Source organism: Sphingomonas sp. PvP056 (assembly GCF_040549155.1).
Taxonomy (GTDB): Bacteria; Pseudomonadota; Alphaproteobacteria; order Sphingomonadales; family Sphingomonadaceae; genus Sphingomonas.
Genome location: NZ_JBEPST010000004.1, coordinates 464689 through 482235, shown reverse-complemented (window position 1 = coordinate 482235; position 17547 = coordinate 464689). Strand labels below are relative to the sequence as shown.

Annotated in this window: 20 protein-coding genes and 1 tRNA gene; 10 read left to right on the top strand and 11 right to left on the bottom strand. The window is 65.3% G+C overall.

Features of this window, described 5'->3' with window-relative positions:
* Nucleotides 1-21: 21 nt before the first annotated feature.
* The 3 genes from ABIC17_RS12835 to ABIC17_RS12825 all read right to left on the bottom strand — a co-directional run bounded on the left by ABIC17_RS12835 (nt 22) and on the right by ABIC17_RS12825 (nt 2357).
* Nucleotides 22-633, bottom strand: coding sequence for a hypothetical protein (locus tag ABIC17_RS12835; RefSeq protein WP_354282244.1), 612 nt, complete (start codon nt 631-633; stop codon nt 22-24).
* A 65-nt stretch (nt 634-698) separates the two neighbouring features.
* Nucleotides 699-783: transfer RNA gene (locus tag ABIC17_RS12830), tRNA-Leu, on the bottom strand.
* 68 nt (nt 784-851) lie between these two features.
* Entirely contained in the window at nt 852-2357 is a 1506-nt protein-coding gene (locus tag ABIC17_RS12825) for a YifB family Mg chelatase-like AAA ATPase (RefSeq protein ID WP_354282242.1), read from the bottom strand.
* Nucleotides 2358-2450: 93 nt separating this feature from the next.
* On the opposite strand from ABIC17_RS12825, the gene ABIC17_RS12820 reads away from it, so the two are divergent.
* The 7 genes from ABIC17_RS12820 to ABIC17_RS12790 all read left to right on the top strand — a co-directional run bounded on the left by ABIC17_RS12820 (nt 2451) and on the right by ABIC17_RS12790 (nt 6660).
* A complete protein-coding gene (locus ABIC17_RS12820; protein WP_354282240.1) occupies nt 2451-2738 on the top strand; it encodes a hypothetical protein in 288 nt (95 codons plus the stop codon).
* Between the two features lie 87 nt (nt 2739-2825).
* Nucleotides 2826-2960, top strand: a complete 135-nt coding sequence (gene rpmH, locus ABIC17_RS12815) for a 50S ribosomal protein L34 (RefSeq protein WP_010162954.1) — start codon at nt 2826-2828, stop codon at nt 2958-2960.
* 32 nt (nt 2961-2992) lie between these two features.
* Entirely contained in the window at nt 2993-3310 is a 318-nt protein-coding gene (rnpA, locus tag ABIC17_RS12810; RefSeq protein WP_354282238.1) for a ribonuclease P protein component, read from the top strand.
* 28 nt (nt 3311-3338) lie between these two features.
* Entirely contained in the window at nt 3339-3572 is a 234-nt protein-coding gene (yidD, locus tag ABIC17_RS12805; protein WP_354282236.1) for a membrane protein insertion efficiency factor YidD, read from the top strand.
* Nucleotides 3573-3609: 37 nt separating this feature from the next.
* Nucleotides 3610-5394 (top strand): membrane protein insertase YidC, encoded by a 1785-nt coding sequence (yidC, locus tag ABIC17_RS12800; RefSeq protein ID WP_354282234.1) that lies wholly within the window; start codon nt 3610-3612, stop codon nt 5392-5394.
* A complete protein-coding gene (gene yihA / locus ABIC17_RS12795) occupies nt 5391-6026 on the top strand; it encodes a ribosome biogenesis GTP-binding protein YihA/YsxC (protein ID WP_354282232.1) in 636 nt (211 codons plus the stop codon). Before yidC ends, yihA begins: the two co-directional genes overlap by 4 nt.
* A gap of 229 nt (nt 6027-6255) precedes the next feature.
* On the top strand, nt 6256-6660 hold the full coding sequence (locus ABIC17_RS12790) for a hypothetical protein (protein WP_354282230.1): 405 nt from the start codon (nt 6256-6258) through the stop codon (nt 6658-6660).
* Nucleotides 6661-6744: 84 nt separating this feature from the next.
* Here the strand turns inward: ABIC17_RS12790 and ABIC17_RS12785 are convergent, their stop codons facing one another.
* The 5 genes from ABIC17_RS12785 to ABIC17_RS12765 all read right to left on the bottom strand — a co-directional run bounded on the left by ABIC17_RS12785 (nt 6745) and on the right by ABIC17_RS12765 (nt 11282).
* Nucleotides 6745-7452 (bottom strand): PEPxxWA-CTERM sorting domain-containing protein, encoded by a 708-nt coding sequence (locus ABIC17_RS12785; RefSeq protein WP_354282229.1) that lies wholly within the window; start codon nt 7450-7452, stop codon nt 6745-6747.
* A gap of 328 nt (nt 7453-7780) precedes the next feature.
* On the bottom strand, nt 7781-8248 hold the full coding sequence (locus tag ABIC17_RS12780; RefSeq protein WP_354282227.1) for an OsmC family protein: 468 nt from the start codon (nt 8246-8248) through the stop codon (nt 7781-7783).
* A 1-nt stretch (nt 8249) separates the two neighbouring features.
* Nucleotides 8250-9389 carry a glutathionylspermidine synthase family protein gene (locus ABIC17_RS12775; protein ID WP_354282225.1) on the bottom strand — a complete coding sequence of 380 codons (1140 nt, stop codon included), beginning with the start codon at nt 9387-9389 and terminating at the stop codon, nt 8250-8252.
* Complete coding sequence (locus tag ABIC17_RS12770; protein WP_354282223.1) at nt 9389-9772, bottom strand: hypothetical protein; 384 nt, start codon at nt 9770-9772, stop codon at nt 9389-9391. Before ABIC17_RS12770 ends, ABIC17_RS12775 begins: the two co-directional genes overlap by 1 nt.
* Nucleotides 9773-9926: 154 nt before the next feature.
* The gene (locus ABIC17_RS12765) at nt 9927-11282 is read right to left on the bottom strand and encodes a chloride channel protein (protein WP_354282221.1); all 1356 of its coding nucleotides are present in this window, start codon (nt 11280-11282) and stop codon (nt 9927-9929) included.
* A 75-nt stretch (nt 11283-11357) separates the two neighbouring features.
* Between ABIC17_RS12765 and ABIC17_RS12760 the strand changes: the two genes are divergently transcribed.
* Nucleotides 11358-12026 carry a glutathione S-transferase family protein gene (locus tag ABIC17_RS12760; protein ID WP_354282219.1) on the top strand — a complete coding sequence of 223 codons (669 nt, stop codon included), beginning with the start codon at nt 11358-11360 and terminating at the stop codon, nt 12024-12026.
* 90 nt (nt 12027-12116) lie between these two features.
* Here the strand turns inward: ABIC17_RS12760 and ABIC17_RS12755 are convergent, their stop codons facing one another.
* Both ABIC17_RS12755 and ABIC17_RS12750 read right to left on the bottom strand, forming a co-directional pair.
* Nucleotides 12117-12581: a cupin domain-containing protein gene (locus ABIC17_RS12755; RefSeq protein ID WP_354282217.1), complete on the bottom strand. Its 465-nt coding sequence runs from the start codon at nt 12579-12581 to the stop codon at nt 12117-12119.
* A gap of 111 nt (nt 12582-12692) precedes the next feature.
* Nucleotides 12693-13325 (bottom strand): PEPxxWA-CTERM sorting domain-containing protein, encoded by a 633-nt coding sequence (locus ABIC17_RS12750; RefSeq protein WP_354282215.1) that lies wholly within the window; start codon nt 13323-13325, stop codon nt 12693-12695.
* Between the two features lie 194 nt (nt 13326-13519).
* Here ABIC17_RS12750 and dapE point away from each other — a divergent pair, with 194 nt between their 5' ends.
* The gene (gene dapE / locus ABIC17_RS12745) at nt 13520-14653 is read left to right on the top strand and encodes a succinyl-diaminopimelate desuccinylase (protein ID WP_354282213.1); all 1134 of its coding nucleotides are present in this window, start codon (nt 13520-13522) and stop codon (nt 14651-14653) included.
* Nucleotides 14654-14814: 161 nt separating this feature from the next.
* Here the strand turns inward: dapE and ABIC17_RS12740 are convergent, their stop codons facing one another.
* Complete coding sequence (locus ABIC17_RS12740; protein ID WP_354282211.1) at nt 14815-16038, bottom strand: threonine synthase; 1224 nt, start codon at nt 16036-16038, stop codon at nt 14815-14817.
* Nucleotides 16039-16262: 224 nt separating this feature from the next.
* Between ABIC17_RS12740 and ABIC17_RS12735 the strand changes: the two genes are divergently transcribed.
* Complete coding sequence (locus tag ABIC17_RS12735; RefSeq protein ID WP_354282209.1) at nt 16263-17471, top strand: glycosyltransferase family 4 protein; 1209 nt, start codon at nt 16263-16265, stop codon at nt 17469-17471.
* Nucleotides 17472-17547 lie beyond the last annotated feature (76 nt).

The window sequence follows — 17547 nt, the reverse complement described above, 5'->3', positions numbered from 1 at the left end:
GAGCGCATGGCGAAGGGTTCGTCAGTCCCCGTCGCCATCCCCGTCGCCTGCCCGCGCCGCGCGCCAGCGCTTGAGCGCCGCGGCATAGGCCGTGTCCGCACTGTCGACCGCTTCTTGCAACTTGGTGCGCTCCGCCGCCTGGACCCGCTCCAGATCACGACGCCGCCGGTCCAGCGCGGCCTGTTCGCGGGCGAGCGTCCGTGTATCGTCATCATGCAGACGGCCCGCTGCCTCCAGTTCCGCCTCGGCGGCTTCGAGCGTGTCTGGCGATGGTCGCGGCGGTGGTGGCTTGGGCCTGACTTTCGGTTTGGCAGGCGTTTTGGCCTTGGCCTTTGCGGAGGTGGAACGCTGGGGCTCATCCTCGTCGCCACTTGCGGCGCGATCGGGCCGTTCCACGGTGGGCAACGCCGCGATCTGCTCCGCGGTCGTCCCGCGCGATCGCTTGATGACCTTCCCCGGCGTGGCAAGCGGTTCCTCCGTCAACGCCGGATCGGTGACGATCTCCGCGATCCCGCGCGCGAACAGGTCATGCGTACTACCCCACGCTTCAAGCGCAGCCTTCTTGGTAGGGGCCGCGACATAGGCGTCGTGAAACCCGATCGGGGTGCGAAAGACTTTCAGCGCGCGTGGCATATTGGGAGGCTAGCGATCCCGGGCACGAGCGACAATGCGCTCGGCCGGGCGCTCAGCCAGAAAGGTGGTGCGGGCGGTCGGAATCGAACCGACACTCCTTGCGGAACCGGATTTTGAGTCCGGCGCGTCTACCAGTTCCACCACGCCCGCACGCAAGCTCCGCTAGCGCAAGCTTGGCGGCGCTGCAACACCCTGATGCAGCGAGACGACAGCTTCGTTCAATTCACCGCCCCCCGCCTGCGATAGCTGAGCGCCTCCGCCACGTGCAGTCGCGCAACCCCGTCCACCCCCGCGAGGTCCGCGATCGTCCGCGCCGTCCTGAGCACGCGCGTATAGCCCCGTGCCGACAACCGCATCGCCTCCGACGCCTGTGCGAGCAACGCCCGCCCCGCCGTATCCGGCGTCGCGACGCGGTCAAGCAGGGCACCGTCCGCCTCGGCGTTGGTGCGCACGCCCTCTTCGGCATAACGCTCGCGCTGGATCGTTCGCGCCGCGGCCACGCGCGCGGCGACCTCGACGGACCCTTCTGCGGGCGGCGGCAGAACAAGGTCCGCGGCGCTCACCGCCTGCACCTCGACATGCAGATCGATCCGGTCGAGCAGCGGACCCGACACCTTCGCCTGATAATCCACCGCACACCGCGGTGCGCGCGAGCAGGCGCGCGTGACATCGCCCAAATGCCCGCACCGACACGGGTTCATCGCCGCGATCAACTGCACCCGCGCCGGAAACGTAATGTGCGCATTTGCCCGCGCGACACTGACCGTTCCCGTCTCAAGCGGCTGGCGCAGCGAATCGAGGACTGCACGCTGAAACTCGGGCAATTCATCGAGGAACAGCACGCCGAGATGCGCGAGGCTCACCTCCCCCGGCTTTACCTTCAGCCCGCCCCCGACCAGCGCCGCCATCGACGCCGAATGATGCGGCGCACGGAATGGCCGCGCGCGCGTCAGCCGTCCGCCGGTCAGCGTCCCCGCCACGCTCGCGACCATCGACACTTCGAGCGCTTCAGCGGCATCGAGTGGCGGGAGGATGCCCGGCAGACAGGACGCCATCAGCGACTTGCCCGACCCCGGCGGCCCGACCATGATGAGGTTGTGCCCGCCCGCTGCCGCAATCTCCAGCGCGCGCTTGGCGGTTTCCTGCCCCTTTACCTGTGCAAGATCGGGTCCGCGCGCGACTGGCTCGGTCTCGCCCGGACGTGGGGCTGCTAGCAGGCCGTGGCCCTTGAAGTGATTAATCAAGGACAAGATGTCGGGTGCCGCCAGCACCCCCTGCCCCGCCCACGCCGCTTCCGCGCCCTGCGCGATCGGGCAGATCAGCCCCTTGCCCAGTTCGGACGCATGCAGCGCCGCGAGCAACACACCCGGCGACGGCGCGATCCGCGCGTCGAGCCCGAGTTCACCCACCACGACATAGTCGCCAAGATCCTCTGCATCGACGATCCCCATCGCCGCCAGCAACGCAAGTGCGATCGGCAGATCGAAATGCGAGCCTTCCTTGGGGAGATCGGCGGGGGACAGATTGACGACGATCCGCTTGGGCGGCAGCGCCAGCCCCATCGACGCGATCGCCCCGCGCACTCGCTCGCGGCTTTCGCCGACCGCCTTGTCACCGAGGCCAACCAGATTGAACGCAGGCAACCCCGGGATGAGCTGCACCTGCACCTCAACGGCACGCGCCTCCAGCCCCAGATATGCCACCGTGGACACGCTCGCTACCATCGCTTCCCCCCCGGGCCTGCGACGGGCTTACCCCAGCCACCCGCGAAGTCCACCACCTTGCCAAGTGCCGCGCGCTTCCCACATGCTGTATCCATGCGACCCTCCCGCCATCCAGCGCTTCGGCTGACCCTGTTCGCGCTCGGCGTGATCGTGGTGATCGTGTCGCCGATCATCGGTGCGATTCCCGGACCCGGCGGAATCTTCGTGTTCGCTGCGGGGCTTGCGCTGATGTTGCAAAACTCCCTGTGGGCGAGGAAGCGGTTCGCGCAGGCCAAGCGGCGCTGGCCGCGGTTCGGTCATTACGCCGACATGGGGCTCAGGCGACGCAGTGCCGCACGCCGCCGAGCGCGTGCCCGCGCAATTGATGAGGCGCGCAATTGACTAGGCCGCCCTTTTTGCATAGGGGAACCGCTTACGAGGCCGTCCGCGTGGCGGCCCTTTTCTGTTTGCAGTCCTAGGGAATGAACGATGAAGCGGACCTTTCAGCCGAGCAATCTGGTGCGTGCACGCCGCCACGGGTTCCGCTCGCGCATGGCGACCCCGGGTGGCCGCAACGTGATTCGCGCCCGCCGCAACCGCGGCCGCAAGAAGCTGTCGGCGTAAACCGGGATTCACGCGGCGCGACCATCGAGACGATGGCGCGCCGCGCCGATTTCCTCGCCGCAAATGCGGGGAAACGGGCGCCGATGCCGGGATTCGTCCTGTTGATGCGACGGCGCGACGATGGCTCCCCGGCGATGCGCGTGGGGTTTACCGTCACCAAGAAAGTCGGCAACTCCGTCATCCGCAACCGGCTCAAGCGCCGGCTGCGTGCCTTGGCGCGCGATCTGCTACCGGAGGCCGGCGTGCCCGGTGCCGATCACGTACTGATCGGGCGAAGTGGCGGAATCGAGCGTGATTACGCGGCGATGCGCAACGAACTGACCAAAGCTCTGGCGAAGGTGGTACGGTGAGCGTGCCCCGTTCCAACGGCGCACGGTGATGTGCGAACGGCGCCCCACCCTTCTTGCCCGCGCGCTGATTCTGATCGCGCGCGGCTGGCAGGTCGGCCCGTCTGCGGTGCTGCCGCCAAGCTGCCGCTACCAGCCAAGCTGTTCCAGCTATGCAATTACCGCCGTTCGCCGCTATGGCGCTGTGAAGGGCGGATGGTTGGCCGCGAAACGAATCGCGCGCTGTCATCCCTGGGGCGGGTACGGACCCGACCCGGTCCCATGATCGCCGAAACCCTGATCGACGAACGGATACGACTCGCGTGAAGCACGACAGCAAGAATTTCATCCTCTTCGCGCTCTTTGCCGCGATCATCCTGCTCGGCAGCAACTTCATCACCCAGAAGTTCTTCCCTGCGGCGAACCCGCCGGCGACCAAGGTCGTCAAGGGCAAGTCGAAGGCGCTCGAGACCTCGACCGGCCCCGCCGCCGAGGGCGCGATGGCGGTCCGCGACCGTGTCGCAGTGCTGCGCGAAAGTGCCGGCCAGCGCGTCCGGATCGAGACCCCCAAGCTGAACGGGTCGATCAACCTCAAGGGCGCGTACGTCGATGATCTGACGCTGTCGCAATATAAGGAAACAGTCGCCAAGGGCTCGCCCCCGATCCGGCTGTTCTCGCCGCGCGGGACCAAGGACGCCTATTACGCCGGCTTCGGCTGGTCGGGTGACGGCGTGACCGTCCCCAATGGCGACACCGTCTACACCGCCTCGTCCAACGTGCTGCGCCCCGGCCAGCCGGTCACGCTGTCCTACGCGAACCCGCAGGGCCAGCGGTTCGCGCTGATCATCGCGATCGATGACAAGTACATGTTCACCGTCCGTCAGGTCGCAGCCAACGGTGGCCCGACCCCGATCGCGCTGCGTGCCTATTCGATCATCTCGCGCACCGGCGTCGGCACCGAGGCCGACACCTGGACCAACCACGTCGGCCCGATCGGCGTGTTCGACAAGGGCGCGACCTACGACATCACCTATGACAATCTGAAGGGCAAGGACGCCTCGTTCTTCGGCAAGATCTGGGGCAGCGGCGCCAAGCCCGGCGAAAACATGTTCGACGGCAATGGCGGCTGGGTCGGCTTCGGCGACAAATACTGGCTCGCCGCGGTTATCCCCGACGCCAACAGCCCGGTCCATGCGGGCTTCACCGCCGCCAAGGGCGATACCTTCCAGGGCGGCTTCACGCTTGCCCCGCGCGTCGTCGCACCGGGCAAGGCGCTGGTCACCACCGCCAAGCTGTTCGCTGGCGCCAAGGAAACCAACACGCTTGACCGCTATGAGGACCGCCTCGGCGTCCGTCATTTCGGCAAGGCGATCGACTGGGGCTGGTTCGAAGTCGTCGAGAAGCCGATCTTCAAATATCTCGACTGGTTGTTCCGCATGATCGGCAACTTCGGTGTCGCGATCATCCTGCTCACCGTCACGATCCGCACGCTGATCTTCCCGATCGCGCAGCGCCAGTTCGCGTCGATGGCTGCGATGAAGGCGATCCAGCCGAAGGTGAAGCTGCTTCAGGAAAAGTATAAGGACGACAAGCCGCGCCAGCAGCAGGAAATGATGGCGCTGTACAAGACGGAGAAGGTCAATCCGCTGGCGGGCTGTGTCCCCACGCTGATCCAGATCCCGATCATGTACTCGCTGTACAAGGTGCTGCTGCTCACGATCGAAATGCGGCACCAGCCGTTCGTCGGGTGGATCCACGATCTGTCCGCGCCGGATCCAGCGACGATCCTCAACCTGTTCGGCTATCTGCCGTATCATCTGCCCGCGTTCCTCGCGATCGGGATCGTGCCCGTACTGCTCGGCGTGTCGATGTACTTCCAGTTCAAGCTCAACCCCGCGCCGATGGACGATGCCCAGAAGCAAGTGTTTGCGCTGATGCCGTGGGTACTGATGTTTGTGATGGCACCGTTCGCGGTCGGCCTTCAGGTCTACTGGATCACGTCGAACCTGTGGACCGTCGCGCAACAGCGGATGCTGTATGCGCGCCATCCCGGGATGCGCGAGCCTGCGCCTGCCGCCGCCAAAACCACCAAGGTTGCCAAGACATGAGTTTCGAGCCCGAAGCGATCGAGGCGGCGCGCAAGATTTTCGCGGGGCCGGTGGCCTTCCTGAAGTCTGCGCCCGCGCTCGAGTTCCTGCCTAATGCGGACGTGCCTGAAGTCGCGTTCGCGGGCCGCTCGAACGTCGGCAAGTCGTCTTTGCTCAACGCGCTGACGCATCGCAACTCCTTGGCCCGAACCTCGAACACGCCTGGGCGGACGCAGGAACTGAACTTCTTCGACGTCGGCACGCCGCTGACGTTCCGGCTCGTCGACATGCCCGGCTATGGTTTTGCGAAGGCGCCCAAGGACATGGTCCGCAAGTGGCGCTTCCTGGTGAACGATTTCCTGCGTGGGCGCGATGTGTTGAAGCGCGCGCTGGTGCTGATCGATTCGCGTCATGGCATCAAGGACGTCGACCGCGAGATCCTCGAGATGCTCGACAAGGCGGCGGTCAGCTACCGCATGGTGCTGACCAAGGCGGACAAGATCAAGGCGAGCGACCTCGCCGAAGTGACCGAGGCGACTGCGGTGGAAGCACGCAAGCGGCCCGCCGCGCATCCGGACATTCTGGTGACGTCCAGCGATACCGGCATGGGGATTCCCGAACTGCGCGCTGCGGTGATCGAAGCGATCAGCTGAGGGCTGACAGCCTTTCTGGCACCGCTTCCCTCTTCGTCCTCCCTTCTCTTTCTACCGCTTCCCCGGCGAAGGCCGGGGCTCAGTAGCGGGCGTTGCGTTGGAGAGTCTGCGCGCAGTAACGCCGACCTTCACCATTGGGCCCCGGCCTTCGCCGGGGAAGCGGCAAAGTGCAGGAAGCGTGTTTCCTCCCACATTAGACGTCCCCCGCATCCTGCCCTATACAGGGCAAATGACCTGCAAGACGCCCAAGCCGCTCCGCCCCCTCCTGCTGGCGACCGCGTGCATCGCGAGCATCACCAGCGGGTCAAGTGCAGCGCTTGCCCAAAACCTCGCCCCGGCACCATCGACGCAGACCACGCCTGCGTCCCCGCCAACCGACACGATCCGTCTCAGCGACGCCGAGCGCGACGCGATCCTCAACAGCAATACCGTGGAAAGCGCCGCCATCGCACGCGGTGAACGAAGCGAGTCCAACAAACCGGGTCTCGGCATTCACGGCGAAGTCGGCGCAGCGATCGGAACGAACGGGTTTCGCAGCGCCTACGGCGTCGCTGCGATCCCGCTCGGCGACAATGCCGGAGCGGTCGTTTCCTTCGAGAGCACGCAATATGGCGGATACCGCCGCGGTCGTTGAGCAGCGGAGTCCCATCGGCTGCAGTGGTGAGGATGGTCGCCGCCATCACCGTCGGCGACCATCCCCTCCGGACGTTATCCTTGCTCAGGCGCGCGCAAGGCGACCCCGAACCACGGTTGCGCGACGCCGCAGACCCGCGCCGATCCCTGCGAAGCCCGCAAGCATCATGCCCCAGGTCGCCGGCTCGGGAACCGCGGCGATCGGCTGGAAATTCGCGCGCTGCGCGACCGATCCGTCCTGCGTGGTGAACGTGCCGCCAAGATTGTAATTGGTCGCGTTGGTCCGGAAAATGTAGGTTGCGCTGGTCTGGCCAGCGGCTTCCAGACCGTTGTCGCCGAAATCGGCACGGACGACCGACCCGCTACCGTTGCGCGACGTTGTCGTCGTCGACCCAGGCGGCCCCTGGAGATTGGGGTTGTTCGCCGCGGTAAAGATCCCGGCGCCATCGAAATTGGTGGCGTCGACCAGTGCATCGACGGTGAAGCCCAGGAAACCGCCACTGGTCAGGTTGAACACCTCGTCGCCCGGCAGGATCGAACTGATCGCGACCTGATAATAGAAATCGAGCGTACCCAAGGTGTTCTGATACACCGCGCTGCGCAGCAAACCGGTATAGGTGGTCGCGCCGAGCGTCCCTGTTTCGAGGGCGGCCAATTGCGTCCCCCGCGTCGCCGCATCGAAGGCGGAGAAGGCGACGCCGCTTTGACCCGGCAGCAGAGTCGTAGCGCTGGCAGGCGCGGCAGCAACAAGCCCGACGGCCGATGCCAGTGCGAATAGTCCGATACGGTCCATGACTAACCCTTTGTACTTATGAAACTAGACGAGCAGAACTTGCTCGCCACCAAAGGTCGCCGGATGCGTTTGGCGGACTAGGAACGGGATGCCAGGCTATAAATATGCGCTGCTCGCCGGGAGAATGCCGGGCTTTTCTGCGCGGAAACGAAACGCTACAAAACGACCTAAATATTGCCTAAAATTTGCAGGAACTTAGCAGACGAGATTGCCCCAAAAACGCCAGCCATCCTTGACCCATACATACAAAAGACGAGGTCTCGGCGGCACCAACCTCGCGCTTCTTAGCCTGGTGCATTGACGAGCCGGAACAGGTCGGGCGCCCATCTCAACCGTGGTGGTACGTCGCCGCATATTCGACGGGGAAGTTCACCGACCGCGCGATGAAACAATGCGCGTGGATTCGCGCGTGGATCGCATCCGCCGCCGCAACATCGCTCCCGTCGGCGAGCGTGATACGCGGGCGCAGCACCGCCTTGACGAACCGACCGGTCCCGTCTGGCGCGCTTTCCGCCATGCCGAGCGGATCGTCGGCATAATCGGTCACCATGATCCCCGCGGCGCTCGCCAGATGAAGGTACCAGAGCATGTGGCACGCAGCGAGGCTTGCGAGCAGCAAGTCCTCGGGGTTGGGCAGCGTCGGATCGCCGCCGAGCCGCGGATCGTTCGAACAGTGTACCGCGACACCGCCGGGGGTCGCCATGTCCCACGTCCGGTCGTAGCCGCGATAGCTCTGCGTCCCGGCGCCACGATTGCCGGTCCACGCAATTCGCGCGGTGAAATCGTGGCCTGCCATGTTACCCCTCGACGATGTGCGGCACGAAACGCGCGGTGTTGCCGGTGATCGGGCCGTCCTCGCGGATCCCCATGCCGGCGGGTGCGCCGTCGACCATCCACGCACCGATCACCGGGCGCTGCGTGCCGCTGCCGGGCAGGTCGTACAACGCCTGATAGACGAACCCTTCCGCGCCATAATCGCCTGCGCTCTCGGCAAGCGTCGCGCCGCCCTGCACCAGCGTCACGTTGGCCCCCTCACGCGCCAGCAGCGGCTTGCGGACATGATCCCCCGCAAGCGGCGTCCGCCGCGCCTCGAGCAGGTTGGGGTGCCCCGGGAACAGCTCCCACAACACCGCGAGGATCGCCTTGTTGCTCCATAGCATCTTCCAGATCGGCTCGATCCACAGCGTCGTGCCGAGGCTTTCGACGAGATCCTTGCCCGACGGTTCGTTGACCAGCCATTCCCACGGATAGAGGTGGAAGACCGCGTCGATCGCGGCATTGTCGAGATCGACGAATCGCCGCCCCGCGCTGTCCCACCCGAGGTCCTTCATCTCGATCAGCCGCGTATCGATCCCGGCGGTCCGGGCGGTGTCGGCGAGATAGGCGGTGGTGACGCTATCCTCCCCCGCCGCGTCCGCAACATGCGCGAGGTACAGCGCGCTGCTCCCGGGCGGGGGTGCGATGTCGCGCCATTTGGCGATCAGCGCGTCGTGAATGCCGTTATACTGGTCGGCTTGCGGATAGACGGCTTCCTTCCAGTCCCACTGGATCACCGCCGCCTCGACCAGTGAGGTCGGCGTATCGCAGTTGAACTCGAACAGCTTGGGCGGGCCCTTCCCGTCATAACCGAGATCGAAGCGCCCGAAATTGAGCGCAGGCGGCTCCGCCTCCCACGAATCATGGATCGCATTGTGGCAGAAGTCCGGAATACCGAAGTCACCGAGCAGTTCGCGGTCGAGCACATGCTGCCCGGCGGCCACGAACATCTCGTACAATTCGTCGCTGGCGCTCTTGATCGTCGCGATCTGGGCGGGCGTGAAGCTATAGCAGGCGCTCTCGTCCCAATAGGCCTTGCCGTCTGCGGTGTGCCAGACAAGCCCAAGTTCCTCGACGCGGGCCTGCCAGTCGGTGCGCGGAACGGTATCGATCCGGCGCATCAGGCGCCGATCCCGCCGCTGCGCCCACGCGCACTCGCGCCGAAGCCGCCACGCGTGACAGTTGCGGCGGACGCCCGCGAATAATTCACGCCCGCGCGCGGCGACATAAAGCCGCCCGTCACTCTTTGCCCCATCCCGGGCACGACGCTGCCGCGCGACAGATAATACCAGGTCGCCGCCCCCAGCAGCGCACCGTTCATGCCGCTTCCGCCATGGCCGCGCGCGCAATTGGCGTCTGCGACTCGTGCGCCCTTGTCGTCGCGGCACACCGCCACGTCGGATTTGGCGACATCGGTCGACGGACCACAAGCACTCGCAAGCAACGCGGTCGCGACCGCACTGGTGATCGGCAGATATTTGGGATCGAAAGTACGTCTGGACATGCTCAACCTCTCGCGATTGACCGCATCATAAGCTGCATGTCGCGCTGCGGACAGCAAAACCGGGCGTGGCCAGGCGGAGCAATCATTCGAGACATCATCGAACACTTTTTCGAGCCGCAGCCGATGACGGTCGGTACGATGGGGCATTACGTTCCTACGGGTGATGGCTGGCTTTGGGCTCCACCAGCGCGAGGAATGGCTTCGCCAGTCCGTGATAAAGCCGCTCCCGACACACCAACGTGCTCGCGGCATCCGCGATCAGCGCGGTCGCAAACAGCGGCAGGATCATCCCGCGCGCCGCGGTCGCTTCCATCACGATGATCACTGCGGTCAGCGGTGCGCGCACCACGCCGACGAAATACGCGATCATCCCGAGCAACACGACCGCGCTCGCCGGTTGGCTGCTGAACACCCCCGTCAGCAGGTTCCCCAGGCCAGCTCCGACCGCCAGCGACGGCGCGAAGATCCCGCCCGGCGCGCCGCTCAGCGTCGTCGCGAGCGCCGCCAGAAACTTGGCGGGGCCGAACCATTGCGACTGCCCGCTCCCCTCGACCAGCGCACGCGTTGCGCCGTACCCTGTCCCCCAGGTGCCGCCGCCCGTCGCGATGCCGAGCATCGCAACAACCAGCCCACACCCCAGCGCGAGCAGCAACGGGCGCGACCGTGCCACCGCGACCGGCCGCCACTGCGTACCCGCGAAGCCGAGCACTAGCCGCGCGAACAGCCCGCCCGCCGCGCCACCGATCACGCCTGCCACGGGCGCCAGCGTCAACACTGCACTCACCCCAAGCGTAGACCGCATCGCGCCGAAATAGACATAGTCGCCGGCGATCCCGAGGCTGGTCAGCCCCGCAATCATCACCGCCCCCATCACCAGCACCGCGACGCGCTGCTCATATGCGGCGGCAAGTTCCTCGATCGCGAACGCCACCCCCGCTAGCGGCGTGTTGAACGCGGCCGCGACGCCCGCCGCGCCCCCCGCGATCAGTACGCCCGCGGTGATCGGCACGCGCAGATAGTGGTGGACCTTGACCATGATCGCCGCACTGACCTGGACCGTCGGTCCCTCGCGACCGACAGACGCGCCACCAAGCAGCATCACCACGGTCAGTAGCAGCTTGACCGCCGCAGTTGGCAGCGACACCAGCGCGGCGGCGGCCTGCGACTGCGGTGCGCGACTGGCGGCGATCACTTGCGGAATGCCCGACCCGCGCGCAAACGGCGCGATCCGGCGCGTCAGCCACACGACCGACACGAACACCGCGGGCGTCAGTAGCAGCGGCGCATAAGGCCACTGCCCGACGAACCGCGCAAATTCCGCCTGCGCTTGATCGCTGATCCCGGCAAACGCCAGCGCGGCCAGCCCGAGCAACACCGCCCCCACCCCGGTTGCCAGCCGCCGTCGCAGCCGCCCGAGATGTTCCCCCGCTTGTCGAGAGCCGCGCCGCCTCCACACGATTGAAGCCAGACGGATCAGATGCGGGGCGTTCCGGTTCATCCGCTTGCTCATGCGACAGGAATCTTTGCGATGCCACCTCGGATCGGCGTTGTTGCGTCGGGTCCGGCACATGCCTAGGCTGGCTGCATGAAACTGATTATCGGCAACAAGGCATATTCCTCCTGGTCCATGCGCGGCTGGCTCGCGTGTAAGCAATCGGGCCTGCTGTTCGAGGAAGCGGTCGTTCCGCTCTATGATGCCGAATGGGACAAGCGCCGCGAAGGCGACGAGTTCGCGCCCTCCTCCGGCAAGGTACCGATCCTATGGGACGGCGAGGCGGTGGTGTGGGACAGCCTCGCCATCGTGGAATATCTAGCAGAGAAGACCAGCCGCGACCTGTTCTGGCCAGCAGACGACGCCGCCCGCGCAATGGCGCGCTCGATGGCAGCAGAGATGCACTCGAGCTTCACCGCGTTCCGCCGCAAGCACAGCATGAACGTCCGCCAGATCTTCCCGCCGCACAAACCGGACCCCGACGTGCTCGTCGACCTGCAGCGGATCATGGAGCTATGGGCGCAGGCACGCGCACGCTTCGGCGGCAACGGGGATTTCCTGTTCGGCGCGTTCGGCGCGGCGGACATCATGTACGCGCCCGTTGTCACGCGGATCGTCACCTACAGCCTGCCAATCGCGCGCTTTGCAAACGCCTATATGGACGCGGTGCTGCACCATCCCTTCGTCCAGGACTGGATCGCGCAGGCGCAGGAAGAGGAATGGGTGATCGAACAGTTCGAACAGCCCGCAACGACCGCGTAGGACCGAAAGGGCGACCTTCCCCGCACTGCCCTTCCGTTCGGGCTGAGCGCAGTCGAAACCTGTGGCGCACCACCGCTACGGGCAAATCCCTTACGGCAACCGTTGCGTCAGATACGGCGTGCCGTCCTTGTGCGTGTAGCCGTCCGGCGTGAAACGCATGTCGATGTCGGCATATTCCCCGCCGAGCCGTCTTGGCCCCGCGCCGATCGCGACGAACACGCATGTCTGTTCGGTCCGGTTCTGGAGATGGTGGGCGTCGCGCACCCCTACGGCGAAGGTCGCGACATCGCCTGCCTGGAGGACCGTTTCTCCGGCGTCCTCGACCAGAACCGCTTCGCCTGTGAGCATGATGATGAGCTCGTCCTCATCCGCATGCCAATGCCGCTGCGACGACCATGCCCCCGGCAACAGTGTGACGTGGCTGGCACCGACATGCGTCAATCCCGCCACCGGCGCAAGGCGGCGGTACATGCGACCGGCGACCGGAGCATCGAACGGCGGCGGATAGCCGGTCGCGTTGGTTTGCGGAATTTGCGTTAGATCGATCTTCGGCATGGCGTTCCCCCCCGGAAGATCGTCATCGTGCCGCAGGCACCCGCTCCCCACAAGGCGAAGGCCGCCAGCCCTGGTGGACCGACGGCCTCCCATCGCAACAGCCGGTACTGATCAGGCGTAAACGACCCGCGGTGCCGCAGTCCGGCGCAAGCGCAAGCCGAGCCCGATCATGCCGAACCCTGCAAGCATCATCACCCAGGTGGTGGGCTCCGGAACCGCGCTCTCGACGGCGGTGAACGAGAACTGGCCCGCATAGTCGCGCCCGTCCCCGCCCGGTCGCGCGATGGTGCCGCTGACGTTGTCGGCGCGCGAACGATCCCACGAAAAGCCCGTGAAGCTGTAGGTCGTGGTGCCCACGGTCGCGGACGTCGCGTCGAGCACGTCGTCGAACAGCACGTTGTAGATCCCGGAGATCTGCGCGCCATCGGCGAAGGTAAGCGTCATCTTGTAAGCGGGGTCCGATGCGCCCTTGATGCCCATCGGCCAGCCGTCACCGTTGATGCTGAAGCTGTTGAGTCCCGCTTCGGTCGGGTCGTTGAGCGCCTGCCCCTCCGGGTTCATCACATTGCCGATCGGCTGCTGGACGAACACGGTATTCGAACGGGTCGCGCTGGTCGTGTTCCAGATGGTGGCACCGTTCGATCCGGTCACGGCTGCACTGATGAGGTTGGCGGCGGCATTCGCGCCGGTCGAGAAGAACACGAGGGCAGTTGCAACAGCGGTGAACAGGATGGTCTTATTCATTAACTTGATCCTCGGTGCGCAATGCTTGTCTTGCCGTCGACTTCGCAAGCCGCGTGCCAATTCGCCTTTTCCGCGATCCTTTATCGTTAATGCTTAGGCCTATTGTAAACGGGGACGACGGTCTGCCCGGAAAGCTTGCGGATGCGCCGACGGACGGGATTGAAAGCGATCGCCGCTTAGGCAATGTCCGGCGGATGGATCACACCCCCTGCTCACCGAATGTCGTCAGCCTCGCAACCGCGCTGCTCGCCTGTCCCAGCGTCACGCCCGCGCGGGGGCCGGTGTTCGACGTGCTTTCCGATGCGCTGATCGCGCTGGGCTTCTCGGTCGACCGGTTCGTGACCGGCGACGCACCCGATGGCCCGGTCGAGAATCTCCTCGCCACACGCGCGGGGCATGGTCGCCATCTCGCCTTTGCCGGGCATCTCGACGTCGTCCCGCCGGGTGACGGCTGGACGAACGACGCCTTCGCCCCGACCGAACGTGGCGGCCTGCTCTACGGTCGCGGCGCGGTCGACATGAAGGGCGCCATCGCGGCGTTCGTCGCCGCCATCCCGGAAGCACCCGGTGCGCCGCTCAGCCTGATCATCACCGGGGACGAGGAAGGCCCTGCGACCTACGGCACCCGCGCACTAATCGATCGCATGCGCGCGCATGATGTCGCACCCGACTTCTGCCTGGTGGGGGAACCGACCTCCGCGCATCGGCTCGGCGACACGATCAAGATCGGGCGGCGCGGATCGGTCAACCTGTGGATCGCAGTTGCCGGCCTGCAGGGACACGTAGCCTATCCGCACCTTGCCGACAATCCGATCCCCCGCCTCGTCGCGATCCTGGCGGAGATCGACGCGATCGTGCTCGACGAGGGCAATCGCTGGTTCCAGGCGTCCAATATCGAGATCACCGACATCACTGTCGGCAACCCCGCGACCAACGTCATTCCTGCACGTGCAGAGGCACGGATCAGCATCCGCTTCAACGACGAGCACACCGGTGCCGGTCTTGTCGAACGGATCGAGGCCGTGGTCGCGCGGCACGACCCGAACGCGACCGTGATCGCACGGATTTCGGGCGAGGCGTTCCTGACAGAACCCGGGCCGCTATCAGCACTGGTCGCAGCGGCGATCGAGCGGCAAACCGGAATCATTCCGGAGCTGTCCACTACCGGCGGCACCTCCGACGCGCGGTTCCTGTCCGCCGTCTGCCCAACGGTGGAGTTCGGGCTGCTCAACGCGACGATGCACAAGCTCGACGAAGCGGTGGTAATCGACGACCTAATCGCACTGACGGCGATCTACGCGGACATCATGGAAAGCGTAGCCACTTGAGCGCTTCCCCGGCGCAGGCCGGGGCCCAGTAGCGAGCCGGACGGTGTCGGTCGCCGCGCGCGATGACAGCCATCATTTCTACTGGGCCCCGGCCTTCGCCGGGGAGGCGGCAGGGAACTGAAGGAACCGACGCAGCTGCCAGCACCCTTCAGCCCCTCCCTTCACAGCGCGTCGAAGTCGATCGGTGCGAACCGGTCGATCGCCGCATCTGCTGCAGGCATCGGATATTTGAGTCCGGTCGCGCAATTGAACAGCACCACTTGCTCGTCCTCATCCACTTCCCCAGTGCGCAGCGCCTCGCGATACGCCGCCAGCGTCGCGCCGCCCTCGGGACACAGTAGCAACCCGTCCTTCTTGGCGCAGTCATCGACCGCCTTCAGGATTGCGGGATCGCCGACGCCGAGCGCCTTGCCGCCGCTTTCACGCACCGCACGCAGGATCAAGAAGTCCCCGACGGCCTTGGGCACCCGGATCCCGGCCGCGACGGTCGCCGCATCTTCCCAGCGCTCGGCATGTTCCTCGCCCGCTTCGAACGCACGCACGATCGGCGCGCAGCCGCTCGCCTGGACGGCATACATGCGTGGGCGCTCGGACCCGATCCAGCCGAGCTGCTCGAGCTCGTCGAACGCCTTCCACATCCCGATCAGCCCGGTGCCCCCGCCGGTCGGATAGAAGATCGCATCGGGCAGCTTCCATCCGAATTGCGCGGCGAGTTCGAGCCCCATCGTCTTCTTGCCTTCGATCCGATACGGCTCCTTGAGCGTCGAAAAATCGAACCACCGCCCTTCGGCCGCGCCCTTGCCGACGATCGCGCCGCAATCGTCGATCAGCCCGTTGACGCGGTAGACCCGTGCCCCCTGCAGCGCGATCTCGCGCACGTTGATCTCTGGCGTATCCTCGGGACAGAACACGATCGTCTCGATTCCACAGCGTGTGGCATAGGCCGCCAGCGCCGCACCGGCATTGCCGTTGGTCGGCATCGCGATACGCGTGACGCCCAGTTCCTTCGCCATCGCGACCGCCATCACGAGTCCGCGCGCCTTGAAAGACCCGGTGGGCAAGCGTCCCTCGTCCTTGACCAGAACGTTGGGACTGCCCGCGCTTTTCGGGATGGCGAGCAACGGGGTCTCGATCTCTCCCAGACTGACGATGTTTTCGGTCCGACGTACCGGCAACAGTTCGCGCCACCGCCATAGGTCCGTGGGGCGTGCGGCAACCTCGTCCCGAGTCAGCGCAGATTTCAGCGCAGCCAGATCGTAACGTACGAGCAACGGCCGTCCCGCCCTCGACAAGCCGTGCAGTACATCGGCCTCATAGCTCTCCCCGGTAATAGAACATTGCAGATTTGTTACATACGTTTTACGGTCAGTGGTGGTGTTGGTCATAAAGTTTTCACCATTATTTTCTTGCGTTGGCATAAACGCCCTGTCACGTATTTGGCCACAGCGTTTCAAGGCGTGTTTAACGGGCGGGTATGATCGGTACCTCCGGCGCGCAGGCGGCGAATGGCGCCTGAGCCGTTCGATACCGCGTTCTGATCGATCTGCCCACGGATGCGTCACTCGTAAGCGGCGGAGTTGAAACTACTTCCTCGACGGGAATTGCCTGCATGTCGACCCTACCAGCAATGCAGACCGGTGGTTACGCTGATCCCGATGTGAGCCCGATCATGTATATCACCGTGTCGGGTGATATCCTGGGCACGTTCCGGCAATGGGCCGAAGGGCGGCGCGACACGTCGCAAACCGCGGTGACTTACTCCGCGCAATTCTTCGACCTGGTACGCAAGCGCGCCCGCCCCGGCGTCGTGCTCGGGAACGCTACGGAGCCGCGCGAGGAGAAGGTGCGCGACATGACGATCGCGGTTGGTCCTGTTCATGAGGGCGGATCTGGCGTGATGTACCATGCGCAGATGGTCACCCGGTCGCTGGTCAATTGCTGGCAAATCCTGCGCCGCGCGCCAACCGACGTGATCGTCATGGACGGTGCTGGCTATTGGTTCCCCCTCGCGCTCGTCGCTACGCGCAATCGCCGGATCTACCTTTCGATCCACACCGTCCTGTGGTCGGGCACGCCTAGCCGGATGCGGCGATGGGCACTGGCGGCGGAAGCATGGTTCATCCGTCGGCATTGCGCCGGAGTGCTTGCGGTGTCTGATACGATCGCAGACCAGGTATCGACGCTCTGCGGCGCGGACCTTCCGCCCATCCGTGTCTTCAGCCCGACCTATATCGGTGACGATTTCGCCAAGGTCGAACCGGCTTCGTTCGACGCCGATGTGTTCGAGATCCTGTTTGCCGGGCGAGTCGAGGAAGGCAAAGGCGTTTTCGACCTGATCGATATCGGCAAGTCGCTCCGTCAACGCGGCGGACGCCCGTTCCGCATCACGGTCTGCGGCACGGGTACCGATTTGGACGCGCTTCAGGCGCGTATCGATGCGGAAGACCTCGGGTCACTCATCCGCTGCTTAGGGCATTGCCAACGCGAGGACATGATCCGGCAAATGTCGGACGCATCCTGTGTCGTAGTGCCCACGCGATCGAGTTTCGTGGAAGGCTTCAACAAGGTCGTCGTTGAAGCTGTCCTCGCCGGCCGGCCGGTCGTCACGTCCAGGGTTTGCCCGGCATTGCTGCAGGTCAAGGCTGCCGCGGTCGAGGTCGAGCCCGACGTCGCGCTGCACTATGCCGACGCGCTCGAACGCCTGATGCTGGACCGCGGGTTGTTCGAGCAGAAGGTCGCGGCGACGTCGACGTTGAAGCAGAAGTTTCTGGACGCCGACCAAGGTTGGCTCGCGAGCGCGAACGCCATCGTCGCGTAAAGGAAGTCCGCCGCTGTTTCCGATGCGCGCATCATCCGTCCGACGATCGCCCGGGTTCCCAAGAACCACAGGCGAT

Excerpts from the sequence above, each read along its gene's own strand:
- ABIC17_RS12835 (WP_354282244.1), bottom strand. The coding sequence starts at position 633 with ATGCCACGCGCGCTGAAAGTCTTTCGCACCCCGATCGGGTTTCACGAC.
- ABIC17_RS12825 (WP_354282242.1), bottom strand. The coding sequence starts at position 2,357 with ATGGTAGCGAGCGTGTCCACGGTGGCATATCTGGGGCTGGAGGCGCGT.
- ABIC17_RS12820 (WP_354282240.1), top strand. The coding sequence starts at position 2,451 with ATGCGACCCTCCCGCCATCCAGCGCTTCGGCTGACCCTGTTCGCGCTC.
- rpmH (WP_010162954.1), top strand. The coding sequence starts at position 2,826 with ATGAAGCGGACCTTTCAGCCGAGCAATCTGGTGCGTGCACGCCGCCAC.
- rnpA (WP_354282238.1), top strand. The coding sequence starts at position 2,993 with ATGGCGCGCCGCGCCGATTTCCTCGCCGCAAATGCGGGGAAACGGGCG.
- yidD (WP_354282236.1), top strand. The coding sequence starts at position 3,339 with ATGTGCGAACGGCGCCCCACCCTTCTTGCCCGCGCGCTGATTCTGATC.
- yihA (WP_354282232.1), top strand. The coding sequence starts at position 5,391 with ATGAGTTTCGAGCCCGAAGCGATCGAGGCGGCGCGCAAGATTTTCGCG.
- ABIC17_RS12790 (WP_354282230.1), top strand. The coding sequence starts at position 6,256 with ATGACCTGCAAGACGCCCAAGCCGCTCCGCCCCCTCCTGCTGGCGACC.
- ABIC17_RS12785 (WP_354282229.1), bottom strand. The coding sequence starts at position 7,452 with ATGGACCGTATCGGACTATTCGCACTGGCATCGGCCGTCGGGCTTGTT.
- ABIC17_RS12780 (WP_354282227.1), bottom strand. The coding sequence starts at position 8,248 with ATGGCAGGCCACGATTTCACCGCGCGAATTGCGTGGACCGGCAATCGT.
- ABIC17_RS12775 (WP_354282225.1), bottom strand. The coding sequence starts at position 9,389 with ATGCGCCGGATCGATACCGTTCCGCGCACCGACTGGCAGGCCCGCGTC.
- ABIC17_RS12770 (WP_354282223.1), bottom strand. The coding sequence starts at position 9,772 with ATGTCCAGACGTACTTTCGATCCCAAATATCTGCCGATCACCAGTGCG.
- ABIC17_RS12765 (WP_354282221.1), bottom strand. The coding sequence starts at position 11,282 with ATGAGCAAGCGGATGAACCGGAACGCCCCGCATCTGATCCGTCTGGCT.
- ABIC17_RS12760 (WP_354282219.1), top strand. The coding sequence starts at position 11,358 with ATGAAACTGATTATCGGCAACAAGGCATATTCCTCCTGGTCCATGCGC.
- ABIC17_RS12755 (WP_354282217.1), bottom strand. The coding sequence starts at position 12,581 with ATGCCGAAGATCGATCTAACGCAAATTCCGCAAACCAACGCGACCGGC.
- ABIC17_RS12750 (WP_354282215.1), bottom strand. The coding sequence starts at position 13,325 with ATGAATAAGACCATCCTGTTCACCGCTGTTGCAACTGCCCTCGTGTTC.
- dapE (WP_354282213.1), top strand. The coding sequence starts at position 13,520 with ATGGATCACACCCCCTGCTCACCGAATGTCGTCAGCCTCGCAACCGCG.
- ABIC17_RS12740 (WP_354282211.1), bottom strand. The coding sequence starts at position 16,038 with ATGACCAACACCACCACTGACCGTAAAACGTATGTAACAAATCTGCAA.
- ABIC17_RS12735 (WP_354282209.1), top strand. The coding sequence starts at position 16,263 with ATGTCGACCCTACCAGCAATGCAGACCGGTGGTTACGCTGATCCCGAT.